General features: G+C 72.0%; 12 protein-coding genes and 2 riboswitches. Of the genes, 9 read left to right on the forward strand and 3 right to left on the reverse strand.

Annotated features, from left to right (window positions below; all coding sequences use genetic code 11):
• Window positions 1–150 precede the first annotated feature (150 nt).
• Window positions 151–924 (forward strand): alpha/beta fold hydrolase, encoded by a 774-nt coding sequence (locus tag QIS99_RS03310; protein ID WP_282510199.1) that lies wholly within the window; start codon window positions 151–153, stop codon window positions 922–924.
• Entirely contained in the window at window positions 921–2,186 is a 1,266-nt protein-coding gene (locus tag QIS99_RS03315; protein ID WP_282510201.1) for a cytochrome P450, read from the forward strand. Before QIS99_RS03310 ends, QIS99_RS03315 begins: the two co-directional genes overlap by 4 nt.
• 108 nt (window positions 2,187–2,294) lie before the next feature.
• Here the strand turns inward: QIS99_RS03315 and QIS99_RS03320 are convergent, their stop codons facing one another.
• Window positions 2,295–2,504: a hypothetical protein gene (locus QIS99_RS03320; protein WP_282510203.1), complete on the reverse strand. Its 210-nt coding sequence runs from the start codon at window positions 2,502–2,504 to the stop codon at window positions 2,295–2,297.
• 250 nt (window positions 2,505–2,754) lie between these two features.
• A complete protein-coding gene (locus QIS99_RS03325; protein WP_282510204.1) occupies window positions 2,755–3,519 on the reverse strand; it encodes a hypothetical protein in 765 nt (254 codons plus the stop codon).
• Between the two features lie 103 nt (window positions 3,520–3,622).
• Here QIS99_RS03325 and ggt point away from each other — a divergent pair, with 103 nt between their 5' ends.
• The gene (gene ggt / locus QIS99_RS03330) at window positions 3,623–5,461 is read left to right on the forward strand and encodes a gamma-glutamyltransferase (RefSeq protein ID WP_282510205.1); all 1,839 of its coding nucleotides are present in this window, start codon (window positions 3,623–3,625) and stop codon (window positions 5,459–5,461) included.
• Between the two features lie 239 nt (window positions 5,462–5,700).
• On the opposite strand, the gene map is transcribed toward ggt, so the two are convergent.
• Window positions 5,701–6,468 (reverse strand): type I methionyl aminopeptidase, encoded by a 768-nt coding sequence (gene map / locus QIS99_RS03335; RefSeq protein ID WP_282510206.1) that lies wholly within the window; start codon window positions 6,466–6,468, stop codon window positions 5,701–5,703.
• A 126-nt stretch (window positions 6,469–6,594) separates the two neighbouring features.
• On the opposite strand from map, the gene QIS99_RS03340 reads away from it, so the two are divergent.
• From QIS99_RS03340 to QIS99_RS03365, 6 genes are all read left to right on the forward strand, one after another.
• Window positions 6,595–6,846, forward strand: coding sequence for a helix-turn-helix domain-containing protein (locus tag QIS99_RS03340; RefSeq protein WP_282510207.1), 252 nt, complete (start codon window positions 6,595–6,597; stop codon window positions 6,844–6,846).
• A gap of 52 nt (window positions 6,847–6,898) precedes the next feature.
• The gene (locus QIS99_RS03345; protein WP_282510764.1) at window positions 6,899–7,294 is read left to right on the forward strand and encodes a PPOX class F420-dependent oxidoreductase; all 396 of its coding nucleotides are present in this window, start codon (window positions 6,899–6,901) and stop codon (window positions 7,292–7,294) included.
• A gap of 233 nt (window positions 7,295–7,527) precedes the next feature.
• Window positions 7,528–8,370 carry a nitrilase-related carbon-nitrogen hydrolase gene (locus QIS99_RS03350; RefSeq protein ID WP_282510208.1) on the forward strand — a complete coding sequence of 281 codons (843 nt, stop codon included), beginning with the start codon at window positions 7,528–7,530 and terminating at the stop codon, window positions 8,368–8,370.
• The gene (locus QIS99_RS03355) at window positions 8,367–9,647 is read left to right on the forward strand and encodes an aspartate aminotransferase family protein (RefSeq protein ID WP_282510209.1); all 1,281 of its coding nucleotides are present in this window, start codon (window positions 8,367–8,369) and stop codon (window positions 9,645–9,647) included. The genes QIS99_RS03350 and QIS99_RS03355 overlap by 4 nt, the downstream gene beginning before the upstream one ends.
• Window positions 9,648–9,732: 85 nt before the next feature.
• Window positions 9,733–11,139 carry a dihydropyrimidinase gene (gene hydA, locus QIS99_RS03360; protein ID WP_282510211.1) on the forward strand — a complete coding sequence of 469 codons (1,407 nt, stop codon included), beginning with the start codon at window positions 9,733–9,735 and terminating at the stop codon, window positions 11,137–11,139.
• Window positions 11,140–11,212: 73 nt separating this feature from the next.
• Entirely contained in the window at window positions 11,213–12,235 is a 1,023-nt protein-coding gene (locus QIS99_RS03365) for a TIGR03842 family LLM class F420-dependent oxidoreductase (RefSeq protein WP_282510213.1), read from the forward strand.
• Window positions 12,236–12,298: 63 nt separating this feature from the next.
• Window positions 12,299–12,396: riboswitch (glycine riboswitch) on the forward strand.
• Window positions 12,397–12,487, forward strand: a riboswitch (glycine riboswitch). It abuts the riboswitch before it with no gap.
• Window positions 12,488–12,620: the final 133 nt, after the last annotated feature.

Here is a 12,620-nt window from a genome sequence, read left to right on the forward strand (position 1 = left end):
GTTGATCCGGCCACATGCGGGCGGGGGCGCAAGGCGGGCGCAGGCCGCAGCCCGTGTGCCGCGGCCGTGCCCACTCTGCGCCCTTGCCGGAGGCGGGAGTTGGGGCCAGGTTGGGGAATCCGCACGCCCACCCCCGCGAACGGAGTCGCCGTGGCCGCCGTCCCCCTGCCCCACACCCTGCTCGGATCCGGGCCGCACAAGGTCTTCGCCGTACACGGCTGGCTCGCCGACCGCGACGCCTACGCGGCCGTCCGCGCCGTCCTCGACCTGGAGTCGTTCACGTACGCCCTCGTGGACCTGCGCGGGTACGGCCAGGCGCGCGAGGAGGCCGGGGCGTACACGACGCGCGAGGGCGCCGCCGACCTGATCGCGACCGCCGACCGGCTCGGCTGGGACCGGTTCTCGGTGATCGGGCACTCCATGGGAGGCGCGGTCGCACAGCGCGTGGTGGCGGCGGTCCCGGAGCGCATGCGGCGGCTCGTCGGGGTGTCGCCCGTGCCCGCCGCGGGGGTCGCGCTGCCGCCCGGGCAGTGGGAGCTGTTCGCCTCCGCCGCCGAGCTCGCGGAGAGCCGCCGTACCATCCTCGACCTCACCACCGGCGGCTTTCGGCCCGCCGCCTGGCTGGACCGTATGGTCGGCCGCTCCATCGAGTGCGCCGACCCCAAGGCCTTCCGCGCCTGGCTCGACTCCTGGGCGCGCGACGACTTCCACGCCGACGTCGAGGGCAGCACCGTGCCCGCCCTCGCCGTGGTCGGCGCGCTCGACCCGGCTATCGGCGCGGAGCTGACCCGGCAGACCTGGGGGCGCTGCTTCGTACGGGCCGAGATCGTCGAGCTGGCCGCCGCCGGCCACTACGCGATGGACGAGACGCCGCTCGAACTCGTCCGCGTCGTCGAGGACTTCCTGCGCGCGGAGCAGCTGTGACGGCGGCCCCCGCGCCCGCGCCCGTCCCCGACGTCTTCGACCCGCGGCTGCTGCGCGACGGCATCCCGCACACGGCCTACCGGGAACTGCGCGCCCACCACCCGGTGGCCTGGCAGCAGGAGTACGAGGTCCTGGGCTGGCCCGCCGGGCCGGGGTTCTGGGCCGTGTCCCGCCACGCCGACGTCGTACGGGTCCTCAAGGACCACGCCACGTTCTCCTCGCACCTCGGCGCCACCCAGATCCGCGACCCCGCCCCCGACGACCTGCCGTTCATCCGCCGCATGATGCTCAACCAGGACCCGCCGGACCACCTCAGGCTGCGGCGGCTGGTCAGCAGGGCGTTCACCCGGGGGCGGGTCGAGCGGATCGAGGCGAAGGTGCGGGGGCGGGCCCGGCAACTGCTCGCCGCCGCACGGGAGTTCGGCGCGGTGGTCGACCTGGTGGCGACCGTCACCGACGACTACGCGCTGCTCAACCTCGCCGACCTGCTCGGCGTGCCCAAGGGCGACCGCGGGCTGCTCCTGGAGTGGACCGAGCGCGTCATCGGGTACCAGGACCCGGACGAGGCGGCGACGCTGGTGCGCGGGCCCGACGGGCGGCCGGTCGACCCGCGCTCGCCCGCGATGCTGCGGGAGATGTTCGACTACGCGCAGCGGCTCGCCGCGTACAAGCGGCGCCACCCCAGCGACGACGTGATGACGGCACTCGCGCACGCCACCGACGGCGACGTCCGGCTGGCCGCGCCCGAGCTGGAGATGTTCTTCTTCCTGCTCACCGTCGCGGGCAACGACACGGTGCGCAGCGCCGCGCCCGGCGGGCTGCTCGCCCTCGCCGAACACCCCGGTGAGCAGGCCGGGCTGCGCGCGGGCCGGGCCGGACTCGCCCCTGCCGTGGAGGAGTTGCTGCGGTGGCATCCGCCGGTGCTGACGTTCCGGCGTACGGCGGTACGGGACACGGCGATCGCCGGGCAGGAGGTCCGGGCGGGCGACAAGGTGGTCGTCCTGCACGCCTCCGCCAACCACGACGAGCGGGCCTTCCCCGACCCGCACCGCCTCGACCTCGGCCGCACGCCCAACCCGCACGTCTCCTTCGGCGAGGGCCCCCACGTCTGCCTCGGCGCGCACTTCGCCCGGTTGCAGCTGCGGGTGCTGTACGAGGAGGCGCTGCGGTGCTTTCCGGTGCTGGTTCCCGCGGGGCGGCCGCGGCGGCTGGTGTCGAACTTCATCAACGGGATCAAGGAGTTGCCGGTGCGGATCGCCTGACCGGCGACGGGGCCGGGCGGCGCGAGCCCCCTCGGGCGGCGCGAGCCCCCTCGGCCGGGGTGGCCGAGGGGGCTCGCGGGTCAGCACGGGCTCAGCCGTGCCGACCGATCAGAAGGTGGCGACGCTGAGGTTCACCGTCCCGTTCTGCAGGGACGCCGCACCCTCCGCGGTGACGCCGTGGCCGGCCAGCTCGACGCCGCCGAAGCCGTGGAGCCCGCTCGTGTCGCCGTGCAGGGCCAGGGCGGCAGCCCCGCCGGCCACGGCGTCCAGGGCGTCGTCGGCGATCTCGCGGGTCTCGATCTGGGCGTTGTGGTTCATGAGGAACGCTTCCTTCGTTGGCGAATGGTGCGGTGAGTCGGCCGAACTCACTTGTGACGGCCGAACTCACTTGTGACAGCGCACCCGGGCGGCTCCGTGTCACACCTGCGCAGGGAGGTTCACCGAGGTCGCGCCAAGTGTGCCGGTATGCGGTTGATGTGGCGTGAGACAAGATCACCAAGTGTCCGTGGATTGCGCCGATGTGAGGCCAAGTCGGGACATTCGACGAGCCGTCGGTACCGGCGCCCGGTCAGTCCTTCGGCGCCCGGTGCGAGGTGCGTACGACGGGTGCCGGAGCCTGCGCGGCCTTCGTCACGTCGGAGACCAGCTCCACCACGTCCGGCCCGTACGCCTGCGAGTTGACCACCTTCAGGAGCAGCACGAAGGAGTGCGCGCCGTGCTTGCGGGAGAGGCGCTCGTGGTGGCGGGCCAGATAGCGGGTCGCCGCCTGGTGCGTGATCGCCCGCTGGCCGCAGAACAGGAACACCGGCCGCGCCTGCTGCCCCTGCCCTGCCGTCAGCCGGGCGAGGATCACGTGCTCCGCGCGGCCCGGCTCCATCCGGTACCGCTCGCTGCCGATCTGGAACGCGCCCCGGTCCGGGCCCGGCTCGGGGTCGGAGTGGACCCGTACGCCCGGGAGCAGCGAGTGCAGGTGGGCGGCCATGCGGCGGTTGGACGCGGGGCCGCCCACGCAGAACTCCGTGCGCTCGCCGAAGCCCTCCTTGACGGCGTCGTGGGGGATCACCTGGGCGTGCGCGCCGCACTCCTTGACGAGCGCGGAGAGTTCGAGCAGGGAGAACACGTCCGTGCGGGCGACGGTCAGCTCCGGCCCGCCCGCCTCCCGGCCCACGACCAGCAGGGTCTCCGCGTTGACGGGCAGCCCGAAGAACGCCTGCTTGCGCCGGAGCGCCCGCTTCCACAGGTGCGTACGGCCGAACCAGCCGAGGGACGCGACGATCACCGCGGCGACCACACCGACGACGAGTGTGACGATTGTGCGGAGGTCTTCAGTCATGGGCGGGCACTCTAGCCCCACGGCGCACCCGTGTTCGAGGGGGACCTGACGTGTGCGCGCCGTGAAGTTACAGTGCGCAGACAGTCGTTGACCGGAGGTACGGATGCGTCGTCCAGTTGCGCGGAATCTGTCGCTGTTAGCTGTTTCGGGGGCGTTGGTGGCGGTGGGTGCGGCTGCGCCCCCTTCGTCGTCCGGAGAATCCAGGGAGTCCGGAAAGTCCGGGGAGCGTGCGGCGGTGTCCGCCCCGCCGAAGTCGCCGGTCGCCGTCGGGTACGGCGGGGCCGTGTCCAGCGTCGACCCGGACGCCTCCGCCGTGGGCGTCGAGGTGCTGCGCAAGGGCGGCAACGCGGTGGACGCCGCCGTCGCCACGGCCGCCGCGCTCGGCGTCACCGAGCCGTACTCGGCGGGCGTCGGCGGGGGCGGCTACTTCGTGTACTACGACGCGAGGTCCGGCCGGGTGCACACGGTGGACGGCCGGGAGACCGCCCCGGCGAGCGCGGACTCCGGGCTGTTCCTGGAGGACGGCAAGCCGCTCCCGTTCGACGCGGCCGTCACCAGCGGCCTCAGCGTCGGCACCCCGGGCACCCCGGCCACCTGGGACGCGGCCCTCGACGCCTGGGGCAGCCGCTCGCTCGGCCAACTTCTCAAACCGGCCCAGAAGTTGGCGGCCAAGGGCTTCGTCGTGGACGAGACGTTCCGCGCGCAGACCGCCGCCAACCAGGACCGGTTCGCCGACTTCCCCGCCTCCGCCGAGCTGTTCCTGCCCGGCGGCGAACTCCCGGTGGTCGGCTCGGTCTTCAAGAACCCCGATCTGGCGCGTACGTACGCCGAGCTGGCCCGCAAGGGCACCCGCGCGATGTACCACGGCAAGCTCGCCGAGGAGGTCGTACGGGCCGTCAACGAGCCGCCCGTCGACCCGGACTCGGGCCGCACCGCCCGCCCCGGCGACCTCAGCACCGCGGACCTCGCCGGGTACGCAGTGAAGCGGCAGGCGCCGAGCCGGTCCGAGTACCGGGGGCTCGACGTCTACTCGATGGCGCCGTCGTCCTCCGGCGGCACGACCGTCGGCGAGGCGCTGAACATCCTGGAGCGGACCGACCTGTCGAAGGCCACCCGGGCCGAGTACCTGCACCGGTACATCGAGGCCAGCCGGATCGCCTTCGCGGACCGGGGGCGCTGGGTGGGTGACCCGGCGTTCGAGGACGTGCCCACGAAGGAACTCCTCAGCCAGGAGTTCGCGGACGCGCGCGCATGCCTGATCCGCGACGACAAGGCGCTCACCAGCCCCCTCGCCCCCGGCGACCCGCGCGACCCGAAGCCCTGCGGCAGCGGCGACCGGGCCGCGCCGACCACGTACGAGGGCGAGAACACCACGCACCTGACGGCCGCGGACAAGTGGGGCAACGTCGTCGCGTACACCCTGACCATCGAGTCCACCGGCGGCAGCGGCATCACCGTCCCCGGCCGCGGCTTCCTGCTCAACAACGAGCTGACCGACTTCTCCTTCGCCCCGGCGAGGGAGGGCGTGCACGACCCGAACCTGCCGGGGCCGGGCAAGCGGCCGCGCTCGTCGATGTCGCCGACGATCGTCCTGGACGACGGCCGGCCGGTGCTCGCCCTTGGCTCGCCGGGCGGCGCGACCATCATCACGACCGTGCTGCAGACCCTCACCGGAGTGGTCGACCGGGGCCTCCCGCTCGTCGACGCGATCGCCGCGCCCCGCGCCAGCCAGCGCAACACGGCGGCCACGGAACTCGAACCCGGCCTGTACGGGAGCGAGTTGAGGGCGGAGCTGGAGTCGCTGGGGCACGCGTTCAAGGAGAACCCGGAGATCGGCGCGGCCACCGGGGTGCAGCGGCTGCCCGACGGGCGCTGGCTCGCGGCGGCGGAAAAGGTGCGAAGGGGCGGGGGCTCGGCGAGGGTGGTGCACCCGAGCTCTTGATCCACTTCTAGGGGTTCCTCTTGCGTGCGCCGAAGTACGTGCCGAAGTACGTGCCGAAGTCCGTGCCGAGGAACCTCCTGGCGGGGTGAGCGGGCGTGCCCCGACAGGGGCGCGGGGAACTGCGCGACCGGCCACGACGGCGCCGCAGTCGAAGAACCATCCTGCGGGGGCGCCGGGGCGCCGGGGCGCCGCCCCCGCAGCGGTGCCCGAGTCGGCGGTGCGGGTCGGACCACGGAAGCTCACAGCACCGTAAGCACCCGCGGCCCCTCCGATGTGATCGCCACCGTGTGCTCCGCGTGCGCAGCCCTGCTGCCGTCGCAGGTGCGGAGCGTCCACCCGTCCCCGTCCGCGTAGTAGTCGTCCTTGCCGCCGCCGGTCAGCATCGGCTCGATCGCCAGGACCATGCCGTGCCGCAGCCGCATGCCGCGCCCGGGGCGGCCCTCGTTCGGTACGCCCGGGTCCTCGTGCATCCGCCGGCCGATGCCGTGGCCGCCGAAGCCGTCCGGGATGCCGTACCCGGCGCCGCGGCAGACCGTCCCGACGGCGTGTGCGATGTCGCCGATGCGGTTGCCGACGACCGCCGCCGCGATGCCCGCGTCCAGCGCCGCGAACGCCGTCTCCACCAGCCGGGCGTCGGCCGGGCGCGGCCGGCCCACGATGAAGCTGACCGCGGAGTCGCCGACCCAGCCGCCGAGCCGCGCGCCGAAGTCCGCCGAGACCAGATCGCCGTCGCGCAGCCGGTACGTGTCCGGGATGCCGTGCACGATCGCGTCGTTGACCGACACGCACAGCGTCGCCGGGAACGGGGTCGGGGCGAAGCCCGGCCGGTACCCGAGGAACGGGGAGTCCGCACCCGCCTCCGTCAGCGCGCCGCGCGCCACCTCGTCCAGGTCGAGCAGCCGGACGCCGACGTCCGCCGCCTCCCGTACCGCCGTGAGCGCCCGGGCCACGACCCGGCCCGCTTCCCGCATCGCGTCCAGGGACGCGTCCGTCTTGAGTTCCACCATGCCGATTACTGTACCGGTATTTCTATACCGGGATTTCTATACCGGGATTACTGTACCGGGATGACCGCACCGGCGGAGACCGGTAGAGACCGGTATAGAAATGGGCCCCGCCTGTAAACTGGCCGCATGGTGCGCACCCCTCTCACCCCCGAAGAGCGCGAACGCGGCGAGCGGCTCGGCCGGCTGCTCCGTGAGGCGCGCGGCGAGCGGAGCATGGTCGAGATCGCCGCGAACGCCGGGCTCTCCGCCGAGACCCTGCGCAAGATCGAGACCGGCCGCGCGCCCACCCCCGCGTTCTTCACGGTCGCCGCCCTGGCCGGCGCCCTCGGCCTCTCCCTGGACGAGGTCCTCGCGCGCTGCGCACCCGTGCCTGCCTGAGCGGCCGGAAGAGCCGCCGGGCGCCCTCGCCTAGGCTCCCCTCATGACCCCCATGAACCCCCAACATCTGGGCCGTGTCCGTTACATCAGCCTCACCACGTACCGCCGGAACGGGGTCGGTGTCGCGACGCCCGTGTGGGTCGTGCGGGAGGGGGACGAGCTGTGGGTGTGGACGCGCAGCGACTCGTGGAAGGTCAAGCGGCTGCGGCGCGACAAGGCCGTGCGCGTCGCGCCCTGCGACGTGCGCGGGCGGGTCGCCCCGGACGCGCCCGCCGTCGACGGCACCGCGCGCTTCCTCACCCCCGCCGAGATGCCGCGCCTGCGCAGGCTCCTCGGCCGCAAGTACCGCCTCCAGTACTGGCTGCTCGACCTCCCCGCCACCCTCGTACGCCTCGGCAAGCGCCCGCACACAGGGATCGCGGTGACCCTCCGCACCGGGCAGGTGTGACCCTCCGAACCGGGCAGGTGTGACCCTCCGAACCGGGCAGGTGTGACCCTCCGGACCGGGCAGGTGTGACCACTTCACCCGCACGAGTGCCGAAAACTGATCGACTCAGCCGGTTCGTGACGATGGTCTTGCCCCGGGCTGTGACGCGGCTTACGTTCATGTCTCCACGCCCCGGCTCTACGGGCGTAGAGGCTGGGAAGAAGCTTGTCGGCGGTCCGTCGAAGGAGCAGCTCATGGCGCACGTCGTACGCGCGGCCCTCGTCCAGGCGACCTGGACGGGAGACACCGAATCCATGATCGCCAAACACGAGGAGCACGCCCGGGAGGCCGCCCGGCAGGGGGCGAAGGTCATCGGGTTCCAGGAGGTCTTCAACGCGCCCTACTTCTGCCAGGTGCAGGAGCCCGAGCACTACCGCTGGGCCGAGCCCGTACCCGACGGGCCGACCGTGCGCCGGATGCGGGACCTCGCGCGCGAGACCGGCATGGTGATCGTCGTCCCGGTCTTCGAGGTCGAGCAGTCCGGGTTCTACTTCAACACCGCCGCCGTGATCGACGCCGACGGCAGCTACCTCGGCAAGTACCGCAAACACCACATCCCGCAGGTCAAGGGCTTCTGGGAGAAGTACTACTTCAAACCCGGCAACCTGGGCTGGCCGGTCTTCGACACCGCCGTCGGCAAGGTCGGCGTCTACATCTGCTACGACCGGCACTTCCCGGAGGGCTGGCGTCAACTCGGCCTGAACGGCGCCCAGTTGGTCTACAACCCGTCGGCCACCTCGCGCGGCCTCTCCGCGTACCTGTGGCAGCTGGAGCAGCCCGCGGCCGCCGTCGCCAACGAGTACTACATCGCCGCGATCAACCGCGTCGGCCAGGAGGAGTACGGCGACAACGACTTCTACGGCACCAGCTACTTCGTCGACCCGCGCGGCCAGTTCGTCGGCGAGACCGCGAACGACAAGACCGAGGAACTCCTCGTACGCGACCTGGACTTCGGCCTCATCGACGAGGTCCGCACCCAGTGGGCGTTCTACCGCGACCGCCGCCCCGACGCGTACGACGGGCTGGTGCAGCCGTGAGCGAACTCCACCAGCGGCACCGGGCCGTGATGCCGGAATGGCTCGCGCTCTACTACGCCGACCCGATCGAGCTCACGCACGGCGAGGGCCGGTACGTGTGGGACGCCGAGGGCAACAAGTACCTCGACTTCTTCGGCGGCATCCTCACCACCATGACCGCGCACGCCCTGCCCGAGGTCACCAAGGCGGTCAGCGACCAGGCCGCCCGGATCATCCACTCCTCGACGCTCTACCTCGACCGCCCCATGATCGAACTCGCCGAGCGCATCGCCCAGTTGTCCGGCATCCCGGACGCCCGCGTCTTCTTCACCACCTCCGGCACCGAGGCCAACGACGCGGCCTTGCTGCTCGCCACCGCGTACAGCCGCTCCAACCAGATCCTGGCCATGCGCAACAGCTACCACGGCCGTTCCTTCTCGGCCGTTTCCATCACCGGCAACCGCGGCTGGTCACCCACCAGCCTCTCGCCGCTGCAGACCCTGTACGTCCACGGCGGCGTCCGCAGCCGCGGCCCGTACGCGGCCCTGTCCGACGCCGAGTTCACCGCCGCCTGCGTGGCCGACCTGGAGGACATGCTCGGCCAGACCCGCGGCGCCGCCGCCCTGATCGCCGAGCCGATCCAGGGCGTCGGCGGCTTCACCTCCCCGCCCGACGGGCTGTACGCCGCGTTCCGCGAAGTCCTCGCCGAGCGCGGCATCCTGTGGATCTCCGACGAGGTGCAGACCGGCTGGGGCCGCACCGGCGAGCACTTCTGGGGCTGGCAGGCGCACGGGCGGAACGGGCCGCCGGACATGCTCACCTTCGCCAAGGGCATCGGCAACGGCATGTCCATCGGCGGCGTCGTCGCCCGCGCCGAGGTCATGAACTGCCTCGACGCCAACTCCATCTCCACCTTCGGCGGCTCCCCGGTCACCATGGCGGCGGGCCTCGCCAACCTCACGTACCTCCTGGAGCACGACCTGCAGGGCAACGCGCGCCGCGTCGGCGGCCTGCTACTGGAGCGGCTGCGCGCGATCGGCGCGGGCGTGGACCGCGTACGGGAAGTGCGCGGGCGCGGGCTGATGATCGGGGTCGAGCTGGCCAGGCCCGGCACCGGCGCGGCCGACCCGGAGGCCGCGAGCGCCGTCCTGGAGGCCGCCCGCGAAACCGGACTCCTCATCGGCAAGGGCGGCGGCCACGACACCAGCGTGCTGCGGATCGCCCCGCCCCTGTCCCTCACGGTCGCCGAGGCCGAGGAGGGCGCCGCGGTGCTCGAACAGGCCCTGCGCGTCCTGTAGTTCAGCCCTGTCGTCAGTCGGGCAACCTGTGTCGAGCAACCTGTGTCGAGCAACCTTGTGTCGAGCAACCTTGTGAGGGGAAGCCATGAGCACCCGCACCCTGATCCGCGGCGGACTCGTCATCACCGCCGCCGACGAGACCCACGCGGACGTCCTGACCGAGGACGGCAGAATCGCCGCCCTCGCCGCCCACGGCAGCGAACAGGCCGCCTCCTGGACCGCGGACCGCGTCATCGACGCCACCGACAAGTACGTCATCCCGGGCGGCGTCGACGCCCATACGCACATGGAGCTGCCCTTCGGCGGCACCTTCGCCTCCGACACCTTCGAGACCGGCACCCGCGCCGCCGCCTGGGGCGGCACCACCACGATCGTGGACTTCGCCGTGCAGAGCCAGGGCCGGGCCCTGCGCGAGGGCCTGGACGCCTGGTACGCGAAGGCCGACGGCAAGTGCGCGATCGACTACGGCTTCCACATGATCCTCTCCGACGTCAACGAGTCGTCCCTGAAGGAGATGGACCTCCTGGTCGAGGAGGGCATCACGTCGTTCAAGCTCTTCATGGCCTACCCGGGCGTCTTCTACAGCGACGACGGCCAGATCCTGCGCGCCATGCAGCGCTCCGCAGGCAACGGCGGGCTGATCATGATGCACGCCGAGAACGGCATCGCCATCGACGTCCTCGTCGAACAGGCCCTCCAGCGCGGCGAGACCGACCCCCGCTATCACGGCGAAGTCCGCAAGGTCCTCCTGGAGGCGGAGGCCACGCACCGCGCGATCCAGCTCGCCCGCGTCGCCGGGGCCCCGCTGTACGTCGTGCACGTCTCCGCCGAGGAGGCCGTCGCCGAGCTGGCCGCCGCCCGCGACAAGGGACTGCCGGTCTTCGGCGAGACCTGCCCGCAGTACCTCTTCCTCTCCACGGACAACCTCGCCGAGCCGGACTTCCACGGCGCGAAATACGTCTGCTCCACCCCGCTGCGCCCGCGCGAGCACCAGGCGGCCCTCTGGCGCGGGCTTCGCACGGACGACCTGCAGGTGGTGTCCACGGACCACTGCCCGTTCTGCTTCACCGGCCAGAAGGAGCTGGGCCGCGGTGACTTCTCGAAGATCCCCAACGGCCTGCCCGGCGTGGAGAACCGCATGGACCTCCTCCATCAGGCCGTCGTCGACGGCCACCTCTCCCGCCGCCGCTGGATCGACATCGCCTGCGCGGCCCCGGCCCGGATGTTCGGCCTGTACGGCAAGAAGGGCACGCTCGCGCCGGGCGCCGACGCGGACGTCGTCGTCTACGACCCGCACGCCGAGCAGACCCTGTCCGCCGAGACGCACCACATGAACGTCGACTACTCCGCGTACGAGGGCAAGCGGGTCCGCGGCCAGGTGGAGACGGTCCTCTCGCGCGGCGAAGTGGTCATCGACCGGCGGACGTTCACGGGACGGGCGGGGCACGGCGTGTATACGCCTCGCGGAAACTGCCAGTACCTGAACCACTAGAACCACTAGAACCACCAGAACCACTGGAACCACCAGAACCACTTGGATCACGAGAGCGACTAGGAGCCGGCGCATGGACTTTGGACTCGTCCTCCAGACCGATCCGCCTGCCGCGCAGGTCATCAGCCTCATGAAGCGCGCCGAGCGCAACGGGTTCCGCTACGGCTGGACGTTCGACTCCGCCGTGCTCTGGCAGGAGCCGTTCGTCATCCACAGCCAGATCCTGGCCAACACCCGTCGCCTGATCGTCGGCCCGATGGTCACCAACCCGGGCACCCGCACCTGGGAGGTGACCGCGTCCACCTTCGCCACGCTCAACGACATGTACGGCAACCGCACGGTCTGCGGCATCGGGCGCGGCGACAGCGCGATGCGGGTCGCCGGCCGGCCGCCGAACACGCTGGCCCGGGTGAGCGCCGCGATGAAGGTGATCCGCGCCCTCGCCTCCGGCCAGGAGGCCGACCTGGGCGGCGGCACGACCGTGCGCTTCCCGTGGGTCGGGCAGGACGCGCGGCTGCCGGTGTGGATGGCGGCGTACGGGCCCAAGGCGCTGAAGATGGCGGGGGAGGAGGCCGACGGGTTCATCCTGCAGCTGGCCGACCCGTATCTGACCGGGACCATGGTGCGGGCCGTGCGGGACGCCGCGGCCGCGGCGGGGCGGGACCCGGCTTCGGTCACCGTCTGCGTCGCCGCCCCCGCCTACCTCACCGAGGACGACTCCCCGGAAGCCCTCGCACACGCCCGCGAGCAGTGCCGCTGGTTCGGCGGCATGGTCGGCAACCACGTGGCCGACCTGGTCGCCCGGTACGGCGCACACTCGGACCTGGTCCCCGAGGCGCTCACGGACTACATCAAGGCCCGTGAGGGGTACGACTACTCCCACCACGGCCGTGCCGACAACCCCGACACCGCCTTCGTACCGGACGACATCGTGGACCGTTTCTGCGTGATCGGGACGGCGGAGCAGCACGTCGCGAGGATGCGGGAGTTGAAGGAGATCGGCGTCGACCAGTTCGCCGTCTACGCCATGCACGACGCCAGGGAGCGGGTCGTCGACGGGTACGGGAGCGCGGTGATTCCCGCGCTGCGGGGCTGAGACCTGCACGTACACCCTTGATTTCTGGGGTGGGCTCGGCCTAGCCTCGCGGCAACTTGCCGTTCACCCCGCAGCGGGAGAGCACCGGTACAGCCAGTACCGGGCGCCGAAGGAGCAACACCTCCCCGGAAACTCTCAGGCATCCCTACCGCGCGGTCAGGCAACTCTGGAAAGCAGGCGCCGCGGCGTCTCGCCCACGGTGCAAGCGGCGTCCGAGGCCGCGAAGCTCTCAGGCCACATGACAGAGGGGGAGGCTCACTTCGCAGCACGGGTAACCGGCCCGTGCTCGACCTGCGAGGAGCCCCCGATGGCTGTTCCGATGGCTGTTCCATTGCCCGACCCGTGGCCACCCCCTGCCCGCGCGGCGGCGGGCTGATCTCCTGCT

The sequence above is a fragment of the Streptomyces solicavernae genome, from assembly GCF_029968095.1.
In the GTDB taxonomy this organism is placed as follows: Bacteria; Actinomycetota; Actinomycetes; order Streptomycetales; family Streptomycetaceae; genus Streptomyces; species Streptomyces solicavernae.